Genomic DNA, 22,792 nt, shown 5'->3' with positions numbered 1-22,792 from the left:
ACTGTCGGTGTCGCTGATCTCGGTACGCTGATGGCTTGAGCCAAACGACGACAGGAGCGGCTTAGTAATGGATCGAGACGTGCTTCGGCACGCGCCGCTTTTCGGCGAGCTGGACGACGAGTCGATGACGGCGATGCTCGCGATGATGGGGGAGTCCCGCCTGCGGCGGGGCGAAGTGCTGTTCCACGAGGGCGATGCCGCGGACCGGCTCTACGCCGTCGTGGCCGGGAAGGTGAAGCTGAGCCGCGCCTCGGCCAGCGGGCAGGACAGCGTGCTGGCGATCCTGGGCCCGGGTCAGGTGTTCGGTGAGCTGTCGCTCTTCGATCCCGGTCTGCGTTCCTCGACGGTCACGGCCGTCACCGACCGGGTCGAGCTCGCCTCGCTGTCCCACGACGCCCTGTTGACCCTGCTCGACGGGCGGCCGAGCGTGACGCGCGGACTGCTCGCCCTGCTGTCGGGTCGCCTGCGTCGGGCCAACGACGTGATCGGCGACCTGGTCTTCGCCGACGCGCCCCGCCGGGTGGCGAAGGCGCTGCTGGACCTCGCCGAGCGATTCGGCGAGACCACCGACGAGGGCGTGCACGTCCGTCACGACCTCACCCAGGAGGAGCTCGCCCAGCTCGTCGGCGCGGCCCGGGAGACGGTCAACAAGGCACTCGCCGACTTCGCGGCGAAGGGCTGGGTCCGGCTGGAGTCGCGCTCGGTGGTCATCACCGACATGGAGCGGATCGTGCGCCGCGCGGGTTGATCCTGCTGGTCAGAGGCTGACCCGCACGAGCTGACGGAGCCGGCGAAGGCCGTCGGTGCTCGGTCGCTCGGCCGGGGCGAGCGCATCGGTGAGCCTTTGCCGGACCGCATCCGGATCGAGCTCCAGGCCGATGGCCACCAGCTCGCTCCTCGGCACCGCGGTTCCCGGGCCGGTCCGCCGTTCCGCTGCCACATGGGCGCTGCGCCCGACCAGGTTCACCTGGTAGCTGCGCGGACCCTGTCCGGTCGCGACCGCGACAGTCCCCTTGACCCGGTACGCCGCTTCCGGCGGGTCCTCGAGCAGGTCGAGCAGCCGAGCCGGCTCGATGGTGCCTGGCGTGGTCACGGTGACGGCTCGGGCATGCTGGTGCGCGCCGTGCGAGGCGGCCGCCTCGCGCAGCAGCGCAGCGATCGGCAGCTCGTCGGGCGGGTCCTCGGGTACGGCCGCGTCGTAGACGAGCTGGGGATCGATGCGGCCACCGACTGCGTACGCGATCTGGACCTCGGGGTTGTGCTCCCGCACGCGTTCCTCGAGCCGCGCCAGGACCCCCGGGCGGTCGGCCGCCGGCACCAGGTCGGTCTTGTTGATGACCACCAGGGAGGCGGCCGCGAACCGGACCGGTGCCGGACCCCGACCGTCGTCGAGGGTGTCGAAGTAGGCCGAGGCGTCGACGACCTCGATGAGCCCACCGCTGCGTACCCGCTCGACACCGCTGAACCGGACCAGCCGGGCCAACGTGCCGGGCTCGGCGAGACCGCTGGCCTCGACGATGACGACGTCGAGCGCGAGCCGCGGGTGGGTGAGCTTCTCCAGTGCGTCGTCGAGGCCGCCGGCGTCGGGGAGGCAGCACAGGCAGCCGCCGGCGATCGAGGCCGGCTCGTCGACCTGGCCGGTGACGAGGCCGGCGTCGACGTTGATGTCGCCGAAGTCGTTGACGACCACGCCCACCCGCGCGCCGGGCTGGCGCAGCAGATGGTTGAGAAGCGTGGTCTTGCCCGACCCGAGATGGCCGGTGAGGATGACCACGGGGACCCGGGTGGCGCTGGTCGGTGGCATCTGGCCATCGTAGAGCTCGATGAGAACAGTTCCCGTTAAGGGGGTCACGTCTTGACGACCGAGGTGGCCAGACCTAGGTTGTGCCGCACAACTTCACATCCGCCATTTGAACCGCAGCGGGAGAGTCCTCGCCCATCCGGGGTGAGGCGCCGAAGGAGCAAACCTCCCCAGAATCTCTCAGGCCCAATGACCGCTGTGGTGAGGCGACCTCTGGAAAGACAGGATCCGCTGGATCCTGCACCCACGGTGCAAATCGCCCCTCTCGGGCGGTGAAGCTCTCAGGTAGCGATGACAGAGCGGGGAGGTCACCCGTCCACGGGTGCCGGCTGTCGGCACCCATCACCAGGGAGCCTCCCGCACATGACCTCACCCGTCCCTACCCCTCTGCATGCGATCCACCAGGCGCTCGGTGCCTCGTTCACCGACTTCGCCGGCTGGAGCATGCCGGTCCGCTACGGCTCGGAGACCGCCGAGCACAATGCCGTACGCACCACCGCGGGCCTCTTCGACCTCTCTCACATGGGCGAGATCGAGGTGACCGGCCGCGAGGCAGGACGCGCCCTCGACCGCGCCCTGGTCGGGCGGCCGTCGAAGATCGGCCTCGGCCGCGCCCGCTACTCCATGATCTGCGCCGAGGACGGCGGCATCATCGACGACCTCGTCGTCTACCGGCTCGAGGAAGAGCGCTACCTGGTCGTCGCCAACGCGAGCAACGTCCACGTGGTCGCGCCGGCGCTGGTCGAGCGTGCCGAGGGGTACGACGCCGTGGTCCGCGACGCCTCCGCGGAGTGGGCGCTGATCGCGGTCCAAGGCCCCGCCTCGCCGGCGATCGTCGCTGCCCTGACCGACCTGGACGTCCCGTCCCTGAAGTACTACGCCATCGACGCAGGCACGGTCGCCGGGGTCGACGTCCTGCTCGCCCGCACCGGCTACACCGGCGAGGACGGCTTCGAGATCTACTGCGAGCCTTCGTCGGCCGCTGCGGTCTGGGAGGCCATCACCGAGGCAGGTACGCCGCACGGCCTGCAGCCCGCCGGGCTCGCCTGCCGCGACACCCTCCGGCTCGAGGCCGGCATGCCGCTCTACGGTCACGAGTTGAACCGCGACACGACCCCCTTCGAGGCCGGCCTCGGTCGGGTCGTCTCCTTCGAGAAGCTCGACGGCTTCGTCGGCGATGCCGCCCTGGCGACGCGTCGCGAGGAGGGTCCGCGCAGCGTGCTCGTCGGCCTGGTGGCCGCCGGGCGCCGTTCTCCTCGGGCCGGCTACGCCATCGCGGACCCGGCCACCGGCGATGAGATCGGCACCGTCACCAGCGGCTCCCCGTCGCCGACCCTCGGACGTCCCATCGCGATGGCGTACGTCCGGCCCGATCTGGCTGCCGTCGGCACCAAGGTCCACGTCGACGTGCGCGGCAGCCGCGAGGACGCCGAGATCGTCGACCTTCCCTTCTACTCCAAGAAATGAGCACTGCCATGAGCAACCCGTCCCACCTGTCGTACACCGCCGAGCACGAGTGGATCGAGACCCGCGGTGATGTCGCGCGCGTCGGCGTCACCGCCTTCGCCACCGAGGCGCTGGGCGACATCGTCTTCGTCGAGCTGCCCGAGGTGGGTAGCAAGATCACCGGGGGAGAGAGCTGCGGTGAGCTGGAGTCGACGAAGTCGGTCAGCGACCTCTTCGCGCCTGCCGACGGCGAGATCCTCGAGATCAACTCGGCCGTCGTCGAGGACCCCGCGCTGATCAACAGCGACCCGTTCGGCGCCGGCTGGCTCTTCGAGATGCGTGTCTCTGGCGCTCCCGACCTGCTCGACGCCGCGGCCTACGACGCTCTGATCGAGGAGTGAACCGTCCGTGACCGCTGCTGCTGAAGCGGAGCCCGAAGCAATGGGTGCTGTCAGCGGCGCCCCGGCCCCGGTCGTGGCGGTGACCCTGAGCACCTTCGATCTGTATTCGATCGGGATCGGGCCCTCGTCCTCGCACACCGTCGGACCGATGCGGGCCGCGAAGACCTTCGTCGACAGCCTCGTCGAGGACGGTCAGTTGGACGCGGTCACGCGGGTGAAGGCCGAGCTGTTCGGGTCGCTCGGCGCGACCGGGCACGGGCACGGCTCGGAGGGGGCGGTGCTGCTCGGCCTCGAGGGGGAGGAGCCGGCGACTGTCGACACCCGGGCCTCGTCCGGGCGGGTGGCGGACATCCGCGAGCGCGGCGAGCTGTCGCTGGGCGGTCATCGGCCGATCCACTTCGATAGCCAGACCGACCTGGTGATGCATCGGCGCAAGAGCCTGCCGGGCCACCCCAACGGTATGGTGTTCACCGCCTACGACGCCTCAGGGCAGGTCAGCCGAGAGCGGACCTACTACTCCGTCGGCGGCGGCTTCGTGGTCGACGAGCACGCCTCCGGCGCCGCGCGGATCGTGCCCGACCACTCGAGCGTCCGGTTTCCGTTCACCACCGGTGCCGAGCTGCTCAGCACCTGCGAGCGCGAGGGGTTCCGGGTCTCCGACCTCATGCTCGCCAACGAGCTGACCTGGCGTACGCAGGACGAGGTCCGTGCCGGTCTCCTGGAGATCTGGCAGGTGATGGCCGACTGTGTGCAGGCGGGCTGCGACCGTGATCCGGTCAGTGACGGCGTACTTCCTGGGGGTCTGCGGGTCCCGCGCCGGGCGCCGTTGCTCTACCGCGACCTGGCCTCCGGAGCCGGCGCCCAGGACCCCTTCCGGGTCATGGACTGGGTCAACCTGTTCGCCCTGGCGGTGAACGAGGAGAACGCTTCGGGCGGCCGGGTCGTCACCGCTCCCACCAACGGCGCGGCTGGCATCGTGCCCGCCGTCCTGCACTACTGGGTACGTTTCGTGGCACCCGAGGCCGGCCTGGACGAGGCCGCGATCGAGGACGGCATCGTCCGGTTCCTGCTCACCGCTGCCGCCATCGGAATCTTGTGCAAGACGAACGCCTCGATCTCCGGCGCCGAGGTCGGCTGCCAGGGCGAGGTCGGCTCGGCCTGCGCGATGGCAGCCGGTGCCCTCTGCGAGGTGCTGGGCGGCAGCCCGGAGCAGGTGGAGAACGCCGCCGAGGTCGGCATCGAGCACAACCTCGGCCTCACCTGCGACCCGGTCGGCGGGCTGGTGCAGATCCCGTGCATCGAACGCAACGCCATCGCCAGCGTGAAGGCCATCAACGCCGCCCGCCTCGCCCTCAACGGCGACGGCTCCCACAAGGTCAGCCTGGACAAGGCGCTGAAGACCATGCGCGAGACCGGGGCCGACATGAAGGTCAAGTACAAGGAGACCTCCCGCGGCGGCCTCGCGGTCAACGTCATCGAATGCTGAGCAGCGACGGTCGATAGTAGATCTTGCTATAATGGGGTCGTGTCGTCACGTGGAGAGATCCTGCGCGAGGTGATGCTCGAGACGGGCACCACCCAGTCGACGCTGTCCCGCACCAGCGGCGTTCATCAGCCGAGCATCAGCCAGTTCCTCTCCGGGAAGGTCGATCTGAGCGACGATCAGCTCGACCGCCTGCTGTCCTGCATGGGCTGGCGTCTCGAGGTCGTACGCCGCCCCATCACGCCCGAACTGACGCGCTCGGAACGCCGCTCGTGGATGCTTCACCGTCGCCTGTCGGGTGATCTGACTCCGACGACCCTGCGTGAGTGGAAGCCGAGGATCGAACGCCGCCTCGACCACCTCCGCCGCAACGTCAGCGGACAACCTCACGAGCGGAACCTCAAGCGCTGGACCTCGCTCGTGGACAACGAGGATGTACGCGGTCTGCAGCGTGTCATGACAGGACTCGACCGCGACTCCATCGAGATGCGCGAGGTCTCGCCCATGGGTGGCCTACTCAGCGAGTCCGATCGAATCGAGGTCCTCGGAGAACTGGCCGACGCCGGCTGATGCATTCATTGTGTCCAGGTCGCGCGCGATCTCCCTCTCATTGCTCGAAATTATTGCTCTGGTGACGTGTGGCCTCGTCCGCTCCCGTGCGAATCCGCACCGGATGGGTCGTGAAGTGGCGCGGTTCGGCTGTTGAGCGCTTCCACGTCTACCCAGTAGGTATTTCGCATGCGGCGCCAGTCGAACTCCGCGCCTTGCGGACTTCGGCGGACGGTGAGCAAGTCGAGGTTCTTGAGTTCGCGCTCGCCGCGGGTCCACGTGTCTTGAGAAAAGCCATACCGGTTTCGCTGCTGGGTATTCATGGACGGTGGACTGGCGGGGTCCTTGCCGCCCTGCAGGTCCAGGAGTGCAAGCAAGACCGCCAGTGATCTCCCACTCAGGCGGGCGATCCACTGATTCTTCCAGAGTCCAAGAGGTACCTGAACGTAGTTCGTCAGCGGCCGCACGAACTTGGCCCCGTTTCCACTCGCGCTGCGAAGCCTCACTTCTGGGGGTGCGCCTCCGCTGCGCACGAGTCGGACATAGTCCTTCTTGTGTAGCCAGGTGAGTGCATCGGAGACTCGGCGGGCGCCGTTGAGTTCGGGATCCGGCAAGGCGAGCATCGACGCCCAAACCCTCGCTGGAATGGGCTGCTCGATGCGGTACGGCGCTTTGGTGGCGACCAAACACATCGAGAGGTACAACTTGAGCCGCACCTCCCCTCCCCGCCCACCTCTCATCATTGCTGCTAAGGGCGGGCCTTCGTCTGAGGTCGCTCGAAAGAAGGCTCTTGGCAATTGGAGACCGCTCGTCCTCTGAGAACGCTCGACAGCGCGCCTCAGGAGGTACGCCGATTCGGACTCGGGAGCTAATTTCTGTTGGCGGTCCGACCCTTGTAGCGGTGCAACTGGCGGTACGGGGGTTCTGGGGGTCCTAGGGGTTCTAGGGGTCACTTCTTTAAACTTTCCTGCACAAACGCAGTGTAACTCCGCTCACCCGCAGATGTCTTCTAAGTGAGAAGTCGAAGTAGGTCTGCTGATACAGCAGTGTCGATCCGCTGCAAACGTCATAAATAGCAAGTTGACCTGGGGTTATGTGAAGCGGATGCTGGTCTTGTGGGTAAGAAGATCCGTCGGCGCGCGCGCCGTGAAATGAGTCGGGGATGCTACGGCCGCGATCACATCGAATTTTGGGACCTCCTCTTGGCTGTGTGTCAGGCAGGGTGGGGAGCAACCCTGCGCTTGGCCACGCTCATGCTCGTAATGACCGTGCCCCTGGTCGGCGCCAGCTTCTTCGGTGTGAACGCGTTACTGGGTAGCTTCAATTAGGCGATCTCTGCGATGCCACCCGGCTTGGACGACACGCGAGAGCTCCGAGCCTGTCCGCCGGGCGTGGGTGTCAGGCGGGTCGGAGCACCCTCGCGACGAAGGCGTCGAGGTTGCCAAGCAGCCGATCGACCTTCTGCTCGGCGCTGAGGGTCTCGTGGATGACCGGGGAGTCGAGCTTCCGCTTGTTGCGCGCCTTGAGTGAGCAGTCGAGGTCGGCGCAGATGTAGGTGCCGACCGAGTTGCCGTCTTGCCCGGAGCGACCGGCGCGGGAGGCGACCAGCAGCGCGACGTCACCGACCGAGGCGCACAGCGCGCACATGGTCTTCCGTGGCCCTCGCGTCTCGCGCGAGGCCCGGAGGGCCACCCCGCAGAGGCGCCCGTCGTGCTCGGTGACGAGGTAGTGGTTCTGCGGTGCCTTCGGGTCCTGCCAGCCGAGGTAGTCGAGGTCGTCCCACGGCTGTTCGGCCAGGTCGGCGGGGAGGTTGAGGCGCTTGGTCGCACCCTTGGTGAGGTTGACGAACGATGCGCGTACGTCGGTCTCGGTCAGCGGCTTCATGCCAACCATGCTAGATTTCCTACAACTGTTAGGCAATTCGTTATTTAGGAGGGTGTCGATGGGCCGGCCAGGGTTGAACCGGACCGCCGTGATCGCGGCCGCCGCCGACCTGGCCGACGAGCTGGGCTTCGACGCCGTCACGATCTCGGTCCTCGCGCGGCACCTCGGCGTCAGGTCGCCGACCCTCTACTCCCACATCTCCGGAGCCACCGACCTCCGCACCGCCGTCACCGCGTACGTCCTCGACGAGCTCGCCGACGCCACGAGCACCGCGATCGCCGCAGGGGAGGGCCGCGACCTCCTCGTCGCGTACGCCGACGCCATCCGCGACTTCGCCCGCCGCTCACCCGGCCGCTACGACGCCACCACCCGCCAGCGCGTCCCACCCGCCTCCGACCCGGCCGCGGAGATCCCGGACTCGGTGGCCGCCGCGATCACCGCCGGCCGCCGCAACGCCGACCTCGCCCTCGCCGTCGTCCGCAGCTACGGCATCGCCCAGACCGACGAGACGTACGCCGTACGTCTGATGTCCAGCCTCATCCACGGCTACATCACCCTCGAGCTCGCCGGCACCTTCGCCCACAGCGAGCCCTCGAGTGACGCCACCTGGGGCGAGGCGCTCGATGACCTCGATGGATCTCTCACGCGCCTCGCCGCTAGGGCCGCTGCAGCTAACATGGTCAGATAGCTTCGCGTATGCGAAACTATCTGTCATGCGTCTCATCGGGGTAGCCGAGGCCGCGGAGCGTCTCGGGGTGTCCACGCGACAGGTGCAACACCTCGTCGCCAATGGAGAGCTCTGCCGGGTGGCCCGTGGTGTGGTGGACGAGACGTCGGTCGAACGTCTCATCGCAGTCCGGGGTGGTTCACATCGTCGCGCGTGGTCGGAGGCCACGGCATGGGCAGCGGTGGCGATACTGTCGGGAGCGGACGCCGACTGGCTGGGGGAGCGGCAGCAGTCCCGAGTCAGGGCGCGACTTCGCGTTCTGTCCGCGACTGACCTGGTCGAACGTGCCCGTGGGCGGGCCGCTGTGACCCGCTACCGCGCTCATTCCAGCGCAGGCAAATACCTCGAGTCAGAGCTGGTGTATCCGGTCGGGGTGGCCGGTCGGCTCGGACTCGTCGAGACGACCGACATCGATGGTTACGTCGCGGTCGCGAATGTTGCCGGCGTCGTGTCGCGGTATGCCCTGTCTCCGGACGAGGAAGGTCATGTCACGCTCCGCGCGACAACCATGGACCTCGATCAGGTGCGCGACCTTTCGGAGCGGGGGGTCGTGCTCGCGGCGATGGATCTGGCCGATTCCCTCGATGTACGCGAGCGCCGGGCCGGCCTCGACGCGATCGAGAGGGCGTTGGAGGACCTCCGTGACTGAACGCCCCACTATCGAGGTGCCGAGTCCAAGCGGTGGATGGGGCGCACCGTGGCCGAACGTCGCCGAGATCGAGGCCGTGCTGGCACACGAGAAGTGGACGCTCGTAGGCGGCCTGATGGCTCAGCTCCACGCCATCCATCGAGGTATCGACGCCATCCGGCCGACGAACGACGTGGACATCGTGCTGCACGTCGAAACCACGCGTGGCGTCGCCGCTGAAGCCACGTGTGCTTTGGAGTCGATCGGCTATGTGTTCGCTCCGTCGCTCGATGCGCGAAACACGATCGCCCACCGCTTCGTCCGAGGCACATCGCGGGTGGATCTCGTCACGGGTGCGACGGACGTGGTCGACGTACTGGTCGCCGACCACGCCGCGCCCCGAGTGGTCGAGAAGCTGCGTGGCAAGAACATGATGTCGATCGAGGGCGGCACTCAAGCGTTGCGGCGAACGATCAACGCGCGTCTGCAGATCACGCCCGGACGAGTGACGACGATCAGCGTGCCGTCACCGTTCGGTGCGCTGATCCTGAAGGCGGCCGCGTACCAGTCCGACTCGCGCGACAATGAACGTCATCTCCAGGACGCGGCGCTCCTGTTGTCGGTGATCGAAGATCCCTATGCCGAGCGCGAGCACTTCGCGGGGTCAGACAAGGCACGCTTGGCAGCGCTCGCGACAGCCATACCCGACAATGCCCGAGTATGGACGGCCCTCTCTGCTGATCGGCGGGCTGAGGGCCAAGCCGCCCTCCGCATCCTCACCGGGTGAGGTCTTCCGGCCCTACAGAGACATTCGCGGCGGTGTGACGCAGTTCCGACGCGCCCGGCGGTTCGAGTGGGCACGTTGTAGCGACACGTCGCGACAGCTGCGTCAGGATGTCGATATGACGATCCTCATTCGTGTCGGGTATTGGCGCAGTGAGTACGAACCCACGCTTCCAGATCCGCGGGGGCACCTTGACGAGACTTGGGATGACGACGAGCGGGAACTCGTGGTCGCGTACCTTCGAGGTGGTCTGCCCGTGCTGCACATGATGGGGTTCTCGTCCTGCCGGATCTGCAATCTTTCGGCCAACGGAAACGCCGAACTGACCGACGGTTCGTACTTGTGGCCGGAGGGACTCGCGCACTACGTCGAAGACCACAGTGTGCGCCTTCCGAGTGAGTTCGAACGGCATGTCTTGCAACGCTGGGAGATCTTGGAAGCGGAGGCGATTCGGGCTCACAAAGCGCCGCCCGAACGCTGGATGCGCATGACCCAGCGGTAGGAGTCTCACATGCGGAATGGGCTATGCCAGCTGGCATCGGCTTGTGCAGCCCCCTCGCGCTACGGCGGGAGCAGACCGAGAAGGTTGTCCTCGTTGAGGTCGAACGGTCCCGTCACCCACACGCCCTCGTAATCGCCCTCCGGCAACTTGCGGTCGCGCACGATCAGCACGTCCACCCGCGCAAGGATCGCGGTCGCAAGGTGTATCGCGTCCCACGTCTTCAACCCCAGTTCGGCGGCCAACTGGCCCGCCTTGCGGGCGACTACCGTGTTGACATCTACGAGTTGCGTCCGCTCCGACTGGAGCAGGTCGTGCAAGTCTTCCCGCGCGCGGGCGTTCTCCTCGTCGTCGTCATCGTGGTGGGGGCGGACCTCGATCAGGATCGCGGTGGACTCCACGAGTCGGATCTCCCCGCGGTCCACAGCGACGAGCAGCGGTTTGAGGCAGGCGAAGGCGGGCTCCCCGGTTACGAGTCCAAGGAGCGCCGAAGCGTCCAGCAGGGCGGTCTCCACCTTGTCAGGCCTCGCCACGGTGCGCCTCCAGCCACTCGTCCACGGGCGCGCCGCCGGTGTAGTCCGGGGCCGCGCCGAACATGTCCGCCCACCGGGCACGCGGCTCGGCCAAGGGCGCGACGTCGTCGGCGCGAACGTGGAAGACCCGGCCGTCCCCGTCCTGGCGCACCTCGCCGCGCAGTTCGACGGCGCTGTAGAGCGCTTCCTTCAGCGTCTCGCGCATGCCGCTGTCGAAACCGACGCGCACAACCCGGCCGCTCGCGACCTTCAGAGACGCCCGGTTGCCGCGCGACACGTTGAGGCCGACCAGAGTGCCCCGCACGGAGCCGGGCATCTTGCGCTCGAAGGGCTGCAGCGTTGCCAGTCGCTCGCCCAGTGCGGGCGTGAGACTAACGTCGTTCCCTGACCGCTTGCCGTCGGTGAGCAGTCGGAGCCTGGGCGGCACCCAGTCGTTCTCGCTGTCGGCCGCTTGGCCGTGCTCCACGAAGCGGTGGGCGACGTTGACCGCGTCGGGACTCCAGCCGTCAGGCAGCGGCGCACCCTGGACGACGCCGGCCAAGGACCCGACGACCAGTCGCAGCACGGCACCCGCCTGCGGTCGGTCTTCCGGCGCGGCCACGGTGGCCAGGGCCGAGCCGGTGCGCAGGTCCTGAATGCGCCAATCCACGGTGACGTCCTCCGACAGTTCGTCCAGGAGGTCGAGCAGATCGACACCCAAGTGGAAGAAGCGTCCCGCGTTGGCGGGCCGCCCCTCGTCCACGATGAGTTCGAGTGCGTCCACGCTTCCATCATGCACGGCGCAGCCTCACGGTGCCCCGGTTTTCGGCGCAGCGTCACGCCCCGGTCTTGCCCGCCTTCTGCTTCGGGATCGCCCCGACCCGACTGAGCTGATCTTCGCCATCGGCGCACGTTATCGAGTCTCGGACACGAGACGTGGGCGCGCTCATCGGCATGAGAGCGCGCCCGACTGGCAGCGGCGTGACATGCCCGGTGGATCGTCGCCACGGGAGCGGCGTGACGTCTACGGCGTAGATGATCCCGCGGGGCCAACGACGGCGGAAGTGCTCGAGTACTCATAGACGGCTGTCGCGCGGTTGTGCCGCTCTCACGTCGGTCTACGTACGGCGGCGGAGACGGTATAACCAACCGGCGCGCGGCGACTCGGAATCGGTATCACCGTCGTTGGAATAGAACTCGCCTTCGTCGCCTTGAATGCGTGCCCGGAGTGGCCTGGCGATCGAGACGAGCCACGCGATCGTCTCGTCGTCAGGGTTCGTGACCGTCATCCTGTTGTTGCGAAACAGCAGGATGATCGGGTGGTGACTATGGCCCGTCCACTCGGCCAGACCCGGATCCACCATTCGGATCGCCTCACCTGTCGGCGAGGTTGTTTCCACAAACCCAGTCCCACGCACGTCGCTCGTTGCAGCGATGAATTCGTCCCATTCCTCGATGGAGAACGGCTCCGGATCAGACCAATCGTCGCCGCGGAAGAGATGGAGACCGTAGGCCATGCCCGAACGCTAGCGTCCACGTAAACGTGATGCCGCAACCGTGCGGACGTGGAACACCTGCGAATCGCGTACGGCCTGACGGTGGTTCTCGAGGTGCAGCGCAGCGTTCTCTGGATGTCAGCGAGGAGCGCGCGCTTGTGTCCGTGCCAACACCTAAGCCTCCGCCTGAGACGGCGATCCCGCCGAGGCGCCTGGCCCTTCGAGGAGTGCCGGTGTTCGAACTGGGTCTGTGGCGCGGGACCTGTCCGGCCCGGTTCACACCGACACTCTGCACCAACCGACGTGTCACTGCCGCAGGACTTGCCGCGGCTAGCCGTCGGCTGTGTCAACTACGACGCCACCACGATCCGCGGCGCGGAACTTCCACGCCCGCCAGCTCAGTGACGACAGCACGGTTATGAGGGAGCCCGACTTGTCCAAGCACGAGACTGGCGTTGCCTGCACCCCTCTCCCAGGGATCGTCGTTGCGAGCGAGGGCGCCGAGGAGCCGGCGCTGTGTGTTCGACAGATCACCGGACGACGGCACGTCGCGATACGCAGTCTGTTGCCAGCGGTCCGGGAAAATCCAGGCCAGTATGCGTCCCCATTCATATGTAGCACCGAAGGGTCCATACGGCAGCGTCGCGAGCTGCTGTTCCAGACCGTCGACGAGCCGGTCATCTGCCGCGTCGACGGGCACACGATCGAGCACGGCCGCCAACAGCGCGGGAGCGAGCCACGGGTCCGGGCCAGCGAACCCGTGCGGAAACGTTTCAAGGACCCAGGTTCGGTCTGCGGCCGCACTAACAAGAGTCTCGAGGGCCCGTGGATGGTCGGGGCATCCAAGCGCTGCAGACATTCGGATCGCGCGGTCGTCATGATCCATGAGGGCCTCAGCATCACCGGTCGCTGAGCCCGCGGAGGCAAGAGCGAACGCCGCGGCCGCACGTCGGCCGCTGTCTTCTGGGCCGTTCACAAGCGATCGCAGCGCATGAACCAGAGGTGGCGAGGGCGCAAGCCTCACCATTGCGCTTGCCGCATTGATCGCCTCGTCTAGGAATCGGCGATCTCGAACGCACTCCGCAACGGTCTGCTCCCAGTCGATGACGCATGCGGTGAGTGTGACGTCGTCCGCCGGGGCCGCGAGGAAGTAATCATCATCGAGGCGGTCGCCCTGCTTCGAGGTGAGCTCGCGCTCAAGTGGAAGGTAAGTCGCCCAGGGCGGCTGGCCCGCGGTGCTCCGCTGGGGATCGGGCGTCTCATCGGGATGGCTAGCTGCGTACTCCTGCATCCAGCGCAGTGCGGTCGCGCTCTCCGCCACTGCCGGCAGGCACCAGCCAAGTGCTGGGTGCGTCGATCCGTCCCCGAGGATCCGGCGCGCGATCCAAAGTACGGGTGCTGTGGCGGAGTAGGGCGTCCCCTGGTGCACGACCGACCACAGAAGCCAATCCTCAAGGTCGTCAACGCCCTCGGATGTACCGGCTTCCACGCTGGATGCGAGCGTCCGAAGCCGTGTCGGCGCATCGAGTGCGACGTCGTATGCATGGGTCAGCCGCGACCACGGAACCGTTTCGATCAAGTCGTCGACGTACTTCCCATGGTCTGCCACAGGCCGAAGTGTGCCCTATGCGGCGACCCGCTGGGGTGACCTGGATGCGCAATCAACTCGGTGGTAACGGCGAGCCGTCGTGCCCCGTCTTTCTGGGCGATGTGGGGCGGCTCGGTCATCCTCGCCGCTCGGGCGCTCGTCCCCAAGTGATGGCCGCGCGGACGGTGGGGTTGAGGGCCTCTGCAAGGGGCAGATCTGGTCGGGCGCCGAGCGCGCCGTTGATGCTGGAGAAGGCCGTGCGTAGGCCGGCGAAGATGGTCAGGGCAACGATCTGGGGCTCCATGAACCCTGCGTCGCACAGACGCTGGATGTCTTGCGGTGTGCTGTTGCCGGGGGAGCGGGCGACAGTGCGCGCCCAGTCGGCCAGCACCCGTTCCCGTTCGCTGAACGGTTCGTCGTCGGCGGTGAGCGCGGCGATCGCGGTCTCGGGGTCGGCCCAGTCGGTCAGGCGCTGTCCCCATGCGACGGCACAGTAGGAGTCACCGATGGCCGCTGCCTGCGCGATCACGATGACGGCCCTGTCGCGCGGTGTCAGCCCTGCGGCATCGGCCATGGCCGCGAACAGTCCCATGAGCTGCTCCTTCGCCGCCGGCTGATGCGCCCACACCTGCGTCAGGTCCCAGACGTAGCCGTGCTCAGCGACGTCCGCGGCGTACAGCCTCTCCTGCCCGGCGCTCGGCGCGGGTTCCTCCAAGAAGGTCACGCATTCAGCACATCCGCGGGTCGTCTACCTCATGCGGAATGAACGCTGCGCGTCCCCTGTGTTGGGGATGGAAATCCGTATGTCGCGGCGGCAGCGCGACCACTACTCTCACGCCGTGAAGATAAAGGTAGAAGAGGGTCGCATCGTCGCGTCTGTGACCGAGCACGGTACGGATCGCCGGGTGTTCGGCGAGTTCATCGGTCCAGGCGGCGAGCTGGCGTCGTACGCCTTTGGGTGGTGCTCGGAAGCCGACAGCGGACGACTTTCCATCGGCATCGGTGCCGGCAACGAAGGTGGCGGAACGTTCCACGCGGCCGTCTTCGAGAACGACGGAGCTATCGCGTACGCGCTGATCGATGAGCCGTTCGAGGATGTGCCAGAGGGCGGGCCGGATCTCACAGCAGCCGAGGCGCGTGCACACGAGGATCTGCCGTTCGTGTGGGCAGTCGCCGATTCTGTGATGGATCGAGACGGCAGAGCGGCGTGGCTGCGGCACTGGCTGCTGCGTACGAACAGCATCACGACGGCTCCGGTCCTGGCCGGCGCCGAGCCGATTCTCTTCGTCTCCCACGATGCCGATGACGGCATGTGGCAGGTCATCGGCACTTCGGACGGCACCGTGGACAACGGGCGAGTGGGCCACCTCTTCCACCTCGTGGACGCCGACCCCACGATCGTTGCCGTTCTTGATCTCGAACCGGGGGAGAGCGCGACTAGGGAATGTGTCGGTGGGCCGTGGGCTCGGAATGGTGGTTGAGGACTGGTCGAAGGACGGGCTAGTTGGCGCTCAATGATCATTGCGCTGACCACGATGCGCTGTAGGATGGTCAATGTAATGACCATTATGAGGTCAAGGTGACTGTTCATGCCGAAGCGCCCATTGTCTGCGAAGTCGCGGCGTACAGCCCGCGCGCTAGGAGACTACGTCTCCACGTTCCGCCGTCTGCAAGGCCTGACGGCAGAACAGGTGGCTGACCGTGCCGGCATCACCCGGAACACGCTCCGAAAGCTCGAGCAGGGAGACGCCAGCGTCGGCCTCGACGTGTTCCTGGAAGTCTGCCGTGTCCTTGGGGTGCTCGACTTTGTCACTGAAGGAATGAACCCCTACGAGACGGCACTGGGACAATCGCTGGTTGAACAGAACCTTGCCCTGCCCAAGCGGGTGCGCCGATGAGTCGAAGCGCCGACGTATACACAAGCCTGCCGATCGGGGCAGGGCAGGTTGGGTGCGAAGAGGTCCGAGCCGGACGAGCGTTCTTCGCAGTCAGCCGGCGAGGTGTTGCCACAACGTTCCGGTACGAGCCTGCGTACCTGGCGCACAAGCGGGCGTTTCCGCTGGACCCGGCGTTGCCGCTGTTCGAAGGAGTGCACGCGATCGCGGATGGGCTCCCGTACTGCTTCACCGACTGCGCCCCTGACCGCTGGGGCAGGAACCTGATTCGAAAGCGGCCGCAGGCCGCTGATGCCGATGCTGGGCGAAGCCGTCGGGACGTCGCTGAGATCGACTACCTGCTGGGTGTCACCGACCTCACCAGACAGGGGGCACTTCGGTTCACCGACACCGACAGCGGCACAGAAGGTCCGTTCCTCGCCGATGACCCTGACGTGCCAAAGCTGTTGGAGCTACCGCGGCTCTTGCATGCCGCAGAACAGGTCGAGCTCGATGATGACGACCTGTCAGCAGTCAAGGAGCTCTTGGACGCTGGTACAGGGTCGCTCGGTGGCGCACGACCGAAGGCGTCGGTGCGTGACGGCGACCGGATCCTGATTGCGAAGTTCGCGAGCCCCAAAGACGACTGGGATGTCATCGCCTGGGAGAAGACAGCCCTCGATCTCGCCGAGAACGCAGGGCTTCGGGTGCCGCGGCGTCGTCTGCAACGCGTCAACGGGAAGGCGGTCCTGCTGTTGGACCGGTTCGACCGGGCAGATGACGGCAGTCGTATCCCGTACATGTCGGCCATGAGCCTGCTCGAGGCACGAGACGGTGAGAGCAGCGAGTACGACTACGTCGACATCGCAGAGGCCCTGGCCGAACACGGCGACGTCACCATCGCCGAAGACCTACGCGAGCTTTGGCGTCGAGTCGCGTTCTCGGTCGCAATCCACAACACCGACGACCACCTCCGTAACCACGGGTTCCTGCGCAGGAAGGCAGGTTGGACGTTGTCTCCGGTCTTCGACGTCAACCCCAATCCCGACACCGCCAAGGAACGCGAAATTGGTATCGGGTCCGCGTACGCCAGAGACGAAGAGCTTGACGGACTGAAGGCCTCCGCTGCGGCGTTCGGTCTCAAAGACGAACGCGCCACCGAAGTGTTGGACGAAGTGTTCGCCGCGACCGCGAGCTGGCGTCAGGTTGCAGCCGGCAACGGCATCGCCGAACGTGAGATGAACCGGATGGCCGACGCGTTCGACGGACTGCGCGCCGCGGTCGGCTGAACGGCAAAGCAGGCGGCGGGATCGCCGTAGGAATGGCAGCATGGGCACCCCGTCACCAGGAGGCCCCATGCCGACCACAGCCACATTCGTCTCGCCGACCGACGGCACCGCGCTCGCGATCCGGACATGGGGAGAGGAGCTGTCCGCGCCGCGGGGCGTCGTCCAGATCGCCCACGGCATCGCCGAGCACGGGCAGCGTTACGACCGGCTCGCTCGGGCGCTCGTCGGGGCTGGGTACGTCGTGCGGGCGGTCGACCACCGCGGTCACGGCGTGTCCGTCGCGTCGGCCGACCAGCTCGGTCACTTCGACTTCGAGGCGCTGGTGGCCGACGTCGCGGTCGAGAGCGGGCTGGCCAACATGCGTCATCGCGCCGAGGCGCACGGCGGCCGCTGCACCGTGAAGGCGGCCAAGCCGAAGGGCACCGTCGTCGAGTGGGCGGTACCCCTGGGGTGACTCGCGCGTCTGGTGGGGGCCGACGAGGCGTACGACCCTGTTTCCTCGCCTCGTAGAAGCGACCAAAGGCCCTTCGGCTCAGGCCCAGGGTCCCTGTCATGGAGCGGCACCGAGGAACGAGGGTGGATCCATGAACAAACGCAAGGTCTCACCCGCAGACGAGCCGACGGCGTCTACCCGGAGGCAGACGTCGACTTCGGCGCGTTGGTGAGTGCTGCGCGTCCCGTGCCTTCGGATCTGGCGATCCTGGGGCGTGGATAGAGCTTTCTCGGTTCCGGGAACCTGGGCGGCATCGCCTGACGGTGCTTTGCAAGAGCCGTTGCCCGGTCGAGACAGACCCGCACGTGGCCCCGACGTTCGAGGGGGGCGCCGGGGCCACGGACGGTGTCACATCAGCGACGGAGAACCAGCTGGTTCACGCCGGACGCGCGTAACCGAGGAGTAGACGATGGATCTGACAGCACGATGGTTCCCCGGTCACCTGGCCGAGATCGACCGTGACGAATGCCTGGAGCTGCTGGGGCGGAGCGAGGTCGGAAGAGTCGGTCTCGGCGAGCCGGCGGGACCGCTGGTCCTGCCGGTCAACCACGTCATGGTGGGCGAGGGGATCGTGTTCCGTACGGTGCCGCGCACGGCGATCGCGGATCATGTCGGCGCCGGCCGGCTCTCCTATCAGGTCGACGAGCTCGGCTCCTGCATGTCCTCGGGCTGGAGCGTACTGGCGCGCGGGACCGCCGACTTCGTGGACGGTCCCTGGCTGGAGGAGCACGACATCGAGCCGGAGCCCTGGACCGACGTTCGACGGACACTGTTCGTGCGCATCACGCCGACGCAGATCACCGGCCGCCGCGTGCTGCCGGCCTGAGATGTCGCGGTTGACGAGCAGAGCCGAAGGAGACGAGATGACGTACGCAGCCATCCCCGAGGGTGCCGTCGTGGTCGGCATCGAGAACTGGCCGGCGGCGGCCGACAGCGTGTCCTGGGCAGCCGAGCAGGCGTTCCGTGACGGACGGGACGTATGTCTGCTCCATGTGGTGCCGCGCACGACGCTGGAAGCAGGTTCCCCCGGGGAGCCTGCGCAGGCCCACGGGAGGATCGTGCTGGCGAGCGCGAGGCGCTTCACCGCCCGCCGCCTCGACGAGCTGTCCAGGATTCCGGCGTTCTACGGCCACCGCCGGCCGGAGGTGAGCGTGGCCCTGCAGGTCGGTGCCGTGGCTCCCGTGCTGGACCTCGCCGCCGAGCATGCGTCGCTGCTGGTGCTCGGGTCGCGGGGGAGGGGGCCGATCGGCAGCTGGGTCCTCGGGTCGGTCAGTAGATCGACACTCCGGGACGCGCGGTGCCCGGTGGTCGTGCTGTGCCCGGGCGCAGGTGGCGTGGGCCAGGGTGTGCTCGTCGGCATCGACGGGACCGCCGACTCGATACCTGCGCTCGAGTTCGCCTTCGAGCGGGCCGCCACAGGTCACCTCCCGGTCACGGTCCTGTACTGCTACGGCGCCGGCGGTCCCGATCGCCCGGCCCGCGACCAGGTGCGGGTCGCGGCGTGCATCTCCGGACTCCGCGAGCGTCATCCGGACCTGCGTCCGTGCCTACGGATCCAGGCGGGAAGCCTCGCGCATGCACTCACCGAGCAGGCCCAGGCCATGCACATGGTCGTGGTCGGCAGCCGCGGAGACGTGGGCGGTTACCTGCTGAACCACGCCCACAGCATCGTTGCTGTCGTCCCGACCTGCCGGCAAGACCGGGGTGGTCGCTCCTCGGCGGCTGCCATCGCCTTCGCTGGTCGGATTCCTGAGAACGGACAGGTCGATCTGTAGGTGGGCACGGCCCGGGTGTCCGCTCCGCTCAGCCTTGGCTGATCAGGGATTGCGCGAGTGCTTGGCAAGGACGAGCGCGTACGCCTCCTCCGGGTCGGTCCACCAACGAAGGTTGCGGAAGCCGGCGTCGGTGAGCTCGCGAGCGGCGCTGGTTCGGCGGAACTTGCAGGACAGTTCGGTGAGGAGCTCTTCGCCTTCGTCGAACTTGATGACGAGGTCGAGCTCGCGCAGCTCCACGCGGGTGGAGTCCTGCGCGACGAGCCGCATCTCGATCCGCTCCTCGTCGGCGTTCCAGAGCGCCAGGTGGCGGAACCCGTCGGTGTCGAAGTCGGCACCCAGGCTCTGGTTGAGGACGTGCAGCGCGTTGAGGTTGAACTCGGCGGTCACGCCGGCCGCATCGTCGTAGGCGGCGACCAGCTGCCCGGGGTCCTTGACCAGGTCCAGCCCGAGCAGCAGCCCTTCGCCGGGCTGCATGGCGGCGGCGACCGACTGCAGGAACCGCTCGCGGCCGGGGCGGTCGTAGTTGCCCAGCGTGCTGCCGAGCAGTGCGATCAGCCGACGTCCCGGGCTCGGCAGCTGCGCGAGATGTTGGTCGAAGTCGGCGACGACACCGTGCAGCGCGAGCCCCGGCCGCTCCTCGGCGAGGGCGTCCATCGCCTGGGTGAGCGCGCTGGCGCTCACGTCGACGGGGACGTACGTCGTCAGCTGACCGGCCTGCGTCAGCGCGTCGAGCAGGAGCCGGGTCTTCTCCGAGGAACCCGATCCGAGCTCGAGAAGCACCTCGGCGCCGGAGGCCTCGGCGATCTCCCTCGCGTGCTCGGTCAGCAGCGCCCGTTCGGTGCGGGTCGGGTAGTACTCCGGTAGCCGGGTGATCTCCTCGAACAGCTCCGAGCCACGTCGATCGTAGAAGTACTTCGGCGGGAGCCACTTCGGCGACGAGCTCAAGCCGGTGCGGGCGTCCTCCGCAAGGCTTCGACGGAGGTGCTCGGCGGTCAACAGGGTGGTGATCCTGTGGGTCACGAGTGGTTCTCCTTCGAGTTGTGAAGCGGTGCGTCGAGCCGCCACCAGGTGGGCCCGCAGGGGCTGAGGACGCCGATGGTGCGCGGTGGGATCGGGGTGGACGGTGCGCCTGCGAGCGGACGGCTGCTGACGACGTACTCCCAGGACGCCGGCACTGCCAGGTGACTGCCCTCGTCTCCGGTCAGCAGCGCAAGGTCTTCTCCGTCACTGAGGAGCACCGAGTAGCCGCCGACCTCGATCTCGTTTCCGATCTGGACCACGGCAGACCCGACCGGCAGACCTTGATGCTGCGCGTTGTCGAGGATGAGCGTCCACGAGTCGTCGATGGTGCCGCTGACCGCGACGGTCCACGGACCGAGCCGCAGCGGAGCGGGGCAGTAGCTGTGGTCACAGGCCCAGTCGAGGTGCGTCTGGGGTGGTCCGAGGATGCCGCGATGGGCACATGTGACGGCTGCCGACCAGGTCACGCACGACGCCCGTCGTCGGCGAGCCGGAGGCCGGTGACCGGCCAGCGCGCACCAGGCGGGAAGAAGTTGCGGTAGGAGGCTCGGGTGTGTCCCGGCGGGGTGAGCGCGCATCCGCCACGGAGCACCATCTGGCTCGACATGAACTTTCCGTTGTACTCGCCGATCGCGCCGGCGGCGGGGTGGAAACCCGGATAGGGCAGGTAAGCCGAGGAGGTCCACTCCCAGCAGTCACCGAAGAGCTGTCGCAGACCATCGGTCGCGGGGCCGGCCGCGCGCGGGTGGAAGCTGTCCCGGTCGGCCAGGTTGCCGACCACCTCGTACGCCCTGGCCGCGTGCTCCCACTCGGCCTCGGTCGGGAGTCGCTTGCCGGCCCAGGTGGCGTACGCATCGGCCTCGTAGTGGCTCAGGTGGCAGACCGGCAGCCCCGGGTCGAGCGGGGCGGTGCCGTGCAGGGTGTGCTCGAACCACTCCCCGTCGAGCTCGCGCCAGTAGAACGGCGCGTCCCAGCCTTCGGCGTTGACTCGCCCCCATCCGTCCGAGAGCCACAGCTCGGGACGCCGGTAGCCGCCGTCGGCCATGAACTCGAGCCACTCGCCATTGGTGATCAGCCGATCGGCGAGCCGGTAAGGCTCCAGCCACTGCTGATGCCGCGGCAGCTCGTTGTCGAAGCAGAACCCGCCGCCCTCCCCGCCGTCAGCAGAGCCGATCTCGACCAGACCGCCGTCGAAGTCGACCCAGCCGAGACGATCGGTCCCGGCGCCCGCGACCGGACCCCCGGCGTACGTCGGCTGCAACGGGTTGAGCGACAGCACGTGCTTGATGTCCATCAGCAGCAGCTCCTGGTGCTGCTGCTCGTGATGGAAGCCGAGCTCGATCGTCGGGGCGAGCTTGGCGAAGGCGCCCTCGTCCACGCGGTCGAGCAGGTCCCGGATCCGATCGTCGATGTTGCGCCGATAGTCGCCGACCTCGTACGCCCCGGGGCGGCTGATCACGCCACGCATCGGCCGTGCGTACCTCGGCCCGACCTGCTCGTAGTAGCTGTTGAAGAGGAACCAGTACGTGTCCTGGAACGGGGTGAAACCGGGCTCGTTCTCCGCCAGCACGAAGGTCTCGAAGAACCAGGTGACGTGCGCGCGATGCCATTTGGTGGGAGAGACATCCGGCATCGACTGGACCGTCTGGTCCTCGGGGGAGAGCGGTGCGGCGAGGCGTTCGGTGTCAGCCCGGACTTCGTCGAAGCGAGCGATCGCGGTGGTCGTGTCCATCTCACGTCTCCTGACGGCGGAAGGTCGAGTACGGCGAGTGCTACGAACCACTCTGCCGGACCGCCCAACCCCGGTCACGCCCTTTGGGATCGACTGGCCGACTACATGTATTGGCGCATCGCGACCATCGCGGCGTCGAAGTCCTCGATGGCGTCCCGTCCGGCATGGTAGGCCTCGACGTCGTCGGGACTGGTCGCCGCGATGCCGGCGCGGATCTGGTCGGCGGTCATGTCCTGGCAGTACGTCGGGGTGCCGGGCTGGAGACGCCAGGACTGGTCGAGATCACCGGCATCGACGGGGTCGAAGCCGATCTGGCCGACGAGGGCGTACGCCCGGTTCTTGTCCTCGCCGGACGGTCCGGCGACCGTGGCTGCCAGACGTGGGTCGCTGTCGCCCTTGTGCTTCAGGCTCGGTGCCACGATGTTGTTGAAGACCTTGTAGACCGGGCGACCGAGGATCGCGGCGACCCATTCACTGTCCGGGGTCCCCTGGTCGAGCGGCTCGATGCGTCCGTCTCGGGCGGGGTAGTAGTTGCCGGTGTCGATCACGATCTCGGCCGTCGCGAGGGCGGTGATCAGCTCGTCCGAGAGCTTCGGGATGACCTTCAGGGGAAGGCTGAGGATGGCGACGTCGACGTCGGTGACCGCGGCTGCGGCCCAGGCGGGCGTGATGCCGTCGATCTCCTCGAACTCGGCCAGGGTCGCGGGGTCTTTCGAGTTGGCGAGGCGTACGTCGTGGCCTGCTGCGGCCAGCTTCGTCGCCAGCGTTCCGCCGACGTATCCGGCTCCGATGATTCCGATCTTCACGCTTG

The 22,792-nt window shown here is 67.5% G+C and carries 27 protein-coding genes and 2 riboswitches; of the genes, 15 read left to right on the top strand and 12 right to left on the bottom strand.

What is annotated here, in order from left to right:
- The first annotated feature begins 67 nt into the window (after positions 1-67).
- The gene (locus IEY84_RS19665; protein WP_183546076.1) at positions 68-748 is read left to right on the top strand and encodes a Crp/Fnr family transcriptional regulator; all 681 of its coding nucleotides are present in this window, start codon (positions 68-70) and stop codon (positions 746-748) included.
- Between the two features lie 9 nt (positions 749-757).
- On the opposite strand, the gene IEY84_RS19660 is transcribed toward IEY84_RS19665, so the two are convergent.
- On the bottom strand, positions 758-1,804 hold the full coding sequence (locus tag IEY84_RS19660; protein ID WP_183546075.1) for a CobW family GTP-binding protein: 1,047 nt from the start codon (positions 1,802-1,804) through the stop codon (positions 758-760).
- Positions 1,805-1,911: 107 nt separating this feature from the next.
- A riboswitch (glycine riboswitch) is annotated at positions 1,912-2,007 on the top strand.
- Between the two features lies 1 nt (position 2,008).
- Positions 2,009-2,109, top strand: a riboswitch (glycine riboswitch).
- Positions 2,110-2,164: 55 nt separating this feature from the next.
- On the opposite strand from IEY84_RS19660, the gene gcvT reads away from it, so the two are divergent.
- The 4 genes from gcvT to IEY84_RS19640 all read left to right on the top strand — a co-directional run bounded on the left by gcvT (position 2,165) and on the right by IEY84_RS19640 (position 5,701).
- Positions 2,165-3,268, top strand: a complete 1,104-nt coding sequence (gene gcvT, locus IEY84_RS19655) for a glycine cleavage system aminomethyltransferase GcvT (protein WP_183546074.1) — start codon at positions 2,165-2,167, stop codon at positions 3,266-3,268.
- An 8-nt stretch (positions 3,269-3,276) separates the two neighbouring features.
- Entirely contained in the window at positions 3,277-3,648 is a 372-nt protein-coding gene (gene gcvH, locus IEY84_RS19650) for a glycine cleavage system protein GcvH (RefSeq protein ID WP_183546346.1), read from the top strand.
- Between the two features lie 73 nt (positions 3,649-3,721).
- Positions 3,722-5,134, top strand: a complete 1,413-nt coding sequence (locus IEY84_RS19645; RefSeq protein WP_308424458.1) for an L-serine ammonia-lyase — start codon at positions 3,722-3,724, stop codon at positions 5,132-5,134.
- 39 nt (positions 5,135-5,173) lie between these two features.
- Positions 5,174-5,701, top strand: coding sequence for a helix-turn-helix domain-containing protein (locus IEY84_RS19640; protein ID WP_229788849.1), 528 nt, complete (start codon positions 5,174-5,176; stop codon positions 5,699-5,701).
- Positions 5,702-5,751: 50 nt separating this feature from the next.
- Here IEY84_RS19640 and IEY84_RS19635 read toward each other — a convergent pair whose 3' ends face one another.
- Complete coding sequence (locus IEY84_RS19635; protein ID WP_183546073.1) at positions 5,752-6,396, bottom strand: hypothetical protein; 645 nt, start codon at positions 6,394-6,396, stop codon at positions 5,752-5,754.
- Positions 6,397-7,078: 682 nt separating this feature from the next.
- Positions 7,079-7,564: an FBP domain-containing protein gene (locus IEY84_RS19630; RefSeq protein ID WP_183546072.1), complete on the bottom strand. Its 486-nt coding sequence runs from the start codon at positions 7,562-7,564 to the stop codon at positions 7,079-7,081.
- A 58-nt stretch (positions 7,565-7,622) separates the two neighbouring features.
- Between IEY84_RS19630 and IEY84_RS19625 the strand changes: the two genes are divergently transcribed.
- From IEY84_RS19625 to IEY84_RS19610, 4 genes are all read left to right on the top strand, one after another.
- Positions 7,623-8,252, top strand: a complete 630-nt coding sequence (locus IEY84_RS19625; RefSeq protein ID WP_183546070.1) for a TetR-like C-terminal domain-containing protein — start codon at positions 7,623-7,625, stop codon at positions 8,250-8,252.
- On the top strand, positions 8,197-8,940 hold the full coding sequence (locus IEY84_RS19620) for a hypothetical protein (protein ID WP_183546068.1): 744 nt from the start codon (positions 8,197-8,199) through the stop codon (positions 8,938-8,940). The genes IEY84_RS19625 and IEY84_RS19620 overlap by 56 nt, the downstream gene beginning before the upstream one ends.
- A gap of 172 nt (positions 8,941-9,112) precedes the next feature.
- Positions 9,113-9,706, top strand: a complete 594-nt coding sequence (locus tag IEY84_RS19615) for a hypothetical protein (protein ID WP_229788847.1) — start codon at positions 9,113-9,115, stop codon at positions 9,704-9,706.
- 115 nt (positions 9,707-9,821) lie between these two features.
- Positions 9,822-10,205: a hypothetical protein gene (locus IEY84_RS19610; protein ID WP_183546065.1), complete on the top strand. Its 384-nt coding sequence runs from the start codon at positions 9,822-9,824 to the stop codon at positions 10,203-10,205.
- Positions 10,206-10,264: 59 nt separating this feature from the next.
- Here the strand turns inward: IEY84_RS19610 and IEY84_RS19605 are convergent, their stop codons facing one another.
- From IEY84_RS19605 to IEY84_RS19585, 5 genes are all read right to left on the bottom strand, one after another.
- Positions 10,265-10,735, bottom strand: coding sequence for a type II toxin-antitoxin system VapC family toxin (locus tag IEY84_RS19605; protein WP_183546063.1), 471 nt, complete (start codon positions 10,733-10,735; stop codon positions 10,265-10,267).
- On the bottom strand, positions 10,722-11,498 hold the full coding sequence (locus IEY84_RS19600) for a hypothetical protein (RefSeq protein ID WP_183546055.1): 777 nt from the start codon (positions 11,496-11,498) through the stop codon (positions 10,722-10,724). The genes IEY84_RS19605 and IEY84_RS19600 overlap by 14 nt, the downstream gene beginning before the upstream one ends.
- Positions 11,499-11,832: 334 nt before the next feature.
- On the bottom strand, positions 11,833-12,231 hold the full coding sequence (locus IEY84_RS19595) for a hypothetical protein (RefSeq protein WP_183546053.1): 399 nt from the start codon (positions 12,229-12,231) through the stop codon (positions 11,833-11,835).
- A gap of 325 nt (positions 12,232-12,556) precedes the next feature.
- A complete protein-coding gene (locus tag IEY84_RS19590) occupies positions 12,557-13,819 on the bottom strand; it encodes a hypothetical protein (protein ID WP_183546051.1) in 1,263 nt (420 codons plus the stop codon).
- A gap of 115 nt (positions 13,820-13,934) precedes the next feature.
- On the bottom strand, positions 13,935-14,522 hold the full coding sequence (locus IEY84_RS19585; protein WP_183546049.1) for a carboxymuconolactone decarboxylase family protein: 588 nt from the start codon (positions 14,520-14,522) through the stop codon (positions 13,935-13,937).
- 31 nt (positions 14,523-14,553) lie between these two features.
- Here IEY84_RS19585 and IEY84_RS19580 point away from each other — a divergent pair, with 31 nt between their 5' ends.
- The 6 genes from IEY84_RS19580 to IEY84_RS19555 all read left to right on the top strand — a co-directional run bounded on the left by IEY84_RS19580 (position 14,554) and on the right by IEY84_RS19555 (position 19,229).
- A complete protein-coding gene (locus IEY84_RS19580) occupies positions 14,554-15,279 on the top strand; it encodes a hypothetical protein (protein ID WP_221208856.1) in 726 nt (241 codons plus the stop codon).
- Between the two features lie 108 nt (positions 15,280-15,387).
- Positions 15,388-15,696 (top strand): helix-turn-helix domain-containing protein, encoded by a 309-nt coding sequence (locus IEY84_RS19575; RefSeq protein WP_229788846.1) that lies wholly within the window; start codon positions 15,388-15,390, stop codon positions 15,694-15,696.
- Positions 15,693-16,961, top strand: coding sequence for a type II toxin-antitoxin system HipA family toxin (locus tag IEY84_RS19570; protein ID WP_183546047.1), 1,269 nt, complete (start codon positions 15,693-15,695; stop codon positions 16,959-16,961). The genes IEY84_RS19575 and IEY84_RS19570 overlap by 4 nt, the downstream gene beginning before the upstream one ends.
- 67 nt (positions 16,962-17,028) lie before the next feature.
- Positions 17,029-17,415 carry an alpha/beta hydrolase gene (locus tag IEY84_RS19565; protein ID WP_229788844.1) on the top strand — a complete coding sequence of 129 codons (387 nt, stop codon included), beginning with the start codon at positions 17,029-17,031 and terminating at the stop codon, positions 17,413-17,415.
- A 448-nt stretch (positions 17,416-17,863) separates the two neighbouring features.
- A complete protein-coding gene (locus IEY84_RS19560; RefSeq protein WP_183546045.1) occupies positions 17,864-18,280 on the top strand; it encodes a pyridoxamine 5'-phosphate oxidase family protein in 417 nt (138 codons plus the stop codon).
- 37 nt (positions 18,281-18,317) lie between these two features.
- Positions 18,318-19,229: a universal stress protein gene (locus IEY84_RS19555; protein WP_183546043.1), complete on the top strand. Its 912-nt coding sequence runs from the start codon at positions 18,318-18,320 to the stop codon at positions 19,227-19,229.
- Positions 19,230-19,271: 42 nt separating this feature from the next.
- Here IEY84_RS19555 and egtD read toward each other — a convergent pair whose 3' ends face one another.
- From egtD to IEY84_RS19535, 4 genes are all read right to left on the bottom strand, one after another.
- Positions 19,272-20,249, bottom strand: coding sequence for an L-histidine N(alpha)-methyltransferase (egtD, locus tag IEY84_RS19550; protein ID WP_183546041.1), 978 nt, complete (start codon positions 20,247-20,249; stop codon positions 19,272-19,274).
- Complete coding sequence (locus IEY84_RS19545) at positions 20,246-20,716, bottom strand: hypothetical protein (RefSeq protein ID WP_183546038.1); 471 nt, start codon at positions 20,714-20,716, stop codon at positions 20,246-20,248. The genes egtD and IEY84_RS19545 overlap by 4 nt, the downstream gene beginning before the upstream one ends.
- Entirely contained in the window at positions 20,713-21,981 is a 1,269-nt protein-coding gene (gene egtB / locus IEY84_RS19540; protein ID WP_183546036.1) for an ergothioneine biosynthesis protein EgtB, read from the bottom strand. The genes IEY84_RS19545 and egtB overlap by 4 nt, the downstream gene beginning before the upstream one ends.
- Before the next feature lie 101 nt (positions 21,982-22,082).
- Complete coding sequence (locus IEY84_RS19535; protein WP_221208855.1) at positions 22,083-22,787, bottom strand: NADPH-dependent F420 reductase; 705 nt, start codon at positions 22,785-22,787, stop codon at positions 22,083-22,085.
- Positions 22,788-22,792 lie beyond the last annotated feature (5 nt).

It is taken from the genome of Nocardioides albus, from assembly GCF_014648255.1.
In the GTDB taxonomy this organism is placed as follows: domain Bacteria; phylum Actinomycetota; class Actinomycetes; order Propionibacteriales; family Nocardioidaceae; genus Nocardioides; species Nocardioides albus.
This window is presented reverse-complemented; position numbering and strand designations above follow the sequence as displayed.

Coding starts and splice junctions, on each gene's coding strand:
- IEY84_RS19580 (WP_221208856.1), top strand. CDS start 14,554: ATGCGGAATGAACGCTGCGCGTCCCCTGTGTTGGGGATGGAAATCCGT.
- IEY84_RS19565 (WP_229788844.1), top strand. CDS start 17,029: ATGCCGACCACAGCCACATTCGTCTCGCCGACCGACGGCACCGCGCTC.
- IEY84_RS19570 (WP_183546047.1), top strand. CDS start 15,693: ATGAGTCGAAGCGCCGACGTATACACAAGCCTGCCGATCGGGGCAGGG.
- IEY84_RS19660 (WP_183546075.1), bottom strand. CDS start 1,804: ATGCCACCGACCAGCGCCACCCGGGTCCCCGTGGTCATCCTCACCGGC.
- IEY84_RS19595 (WP_183546053.1), bottom strand. CDS start 12,231: ATGGCCTACGGTCTCCATCTCTTCCGCGGCGACGATTGGTCTGATCCG.
- IEY84_RS19665 (WP_183546076.1), top strand. CDS start 68: ATGGATCGAGACGTGCTTCGGCACGCGCCGCTTTTCGGCGAGCTGGAC.
- egtB (WP_183546036.1), bottom strand. CDS start 21,981: ATGGACACGACCACCGCGATCGCTCGCTTCGACGAAGTCCGGGCTGAC.
- IEY84_RS19620 (WP_183546068.1), top strand. CDS start 8,197: ATGGATCTCTCACGCGCCTCGCCGCTAGGGCCGCTGCAGCTAACATGG.
- IEY84_RS19630 (WP_183546072.1), bottom strand. CDS start 7,564: ATGAAGCCGCTGACCGAGACCGACGTACGCGCATCGTTCGTCAACCTC.
- IEY84_RS19625 (WP_183546070.1), top strand. CDS start 7,623: ATGGGCCGGCCAGGGTTGAACCGGACCGCCGTGATCGCGGCCGCCGCC.
- gcvT (WP_183546074.1), top strand. CDS start 2,165: ATGACCTCACCCGTCCCTACCCCTCTGCATGCGATCCACCAGGCGCTC.
- IEY84_RS19555 (WP_183546043.1), top strand. CDS start 18,318: ATGACGTACGCAGCCATCCCCGAGGGTGCCGTCGTGGTCGGCATCGAG.
- IEY84_RS19560 (WP_183546045.1), top strand. CDS start 17,864: ATGGATCTGACAGCACGATGGTTCCCCGGTCACCTGGCCGAGATCGAC.
- IEY84_RS19575 (WP_229788846.1), top strand. CDS start 15,388: ATGCCGAAGCGCCCATTGTCTGCGAAGTCGCGGCGTACAGCCCGCGCG.
- gcvH (WP_183546346.1), top strand. CDS start 3,277: ATGAGCAACCCGTCCCACCTGTCGTACACCGCCGAGCACGAGTGGATC.
- IEY84_RS19610 (WP_183546065.1), top strand. CDS start 9,822: ATGACGATCCTCATTCGTGTCGGGTATTGGCGCAGTGAGTACGAACCC.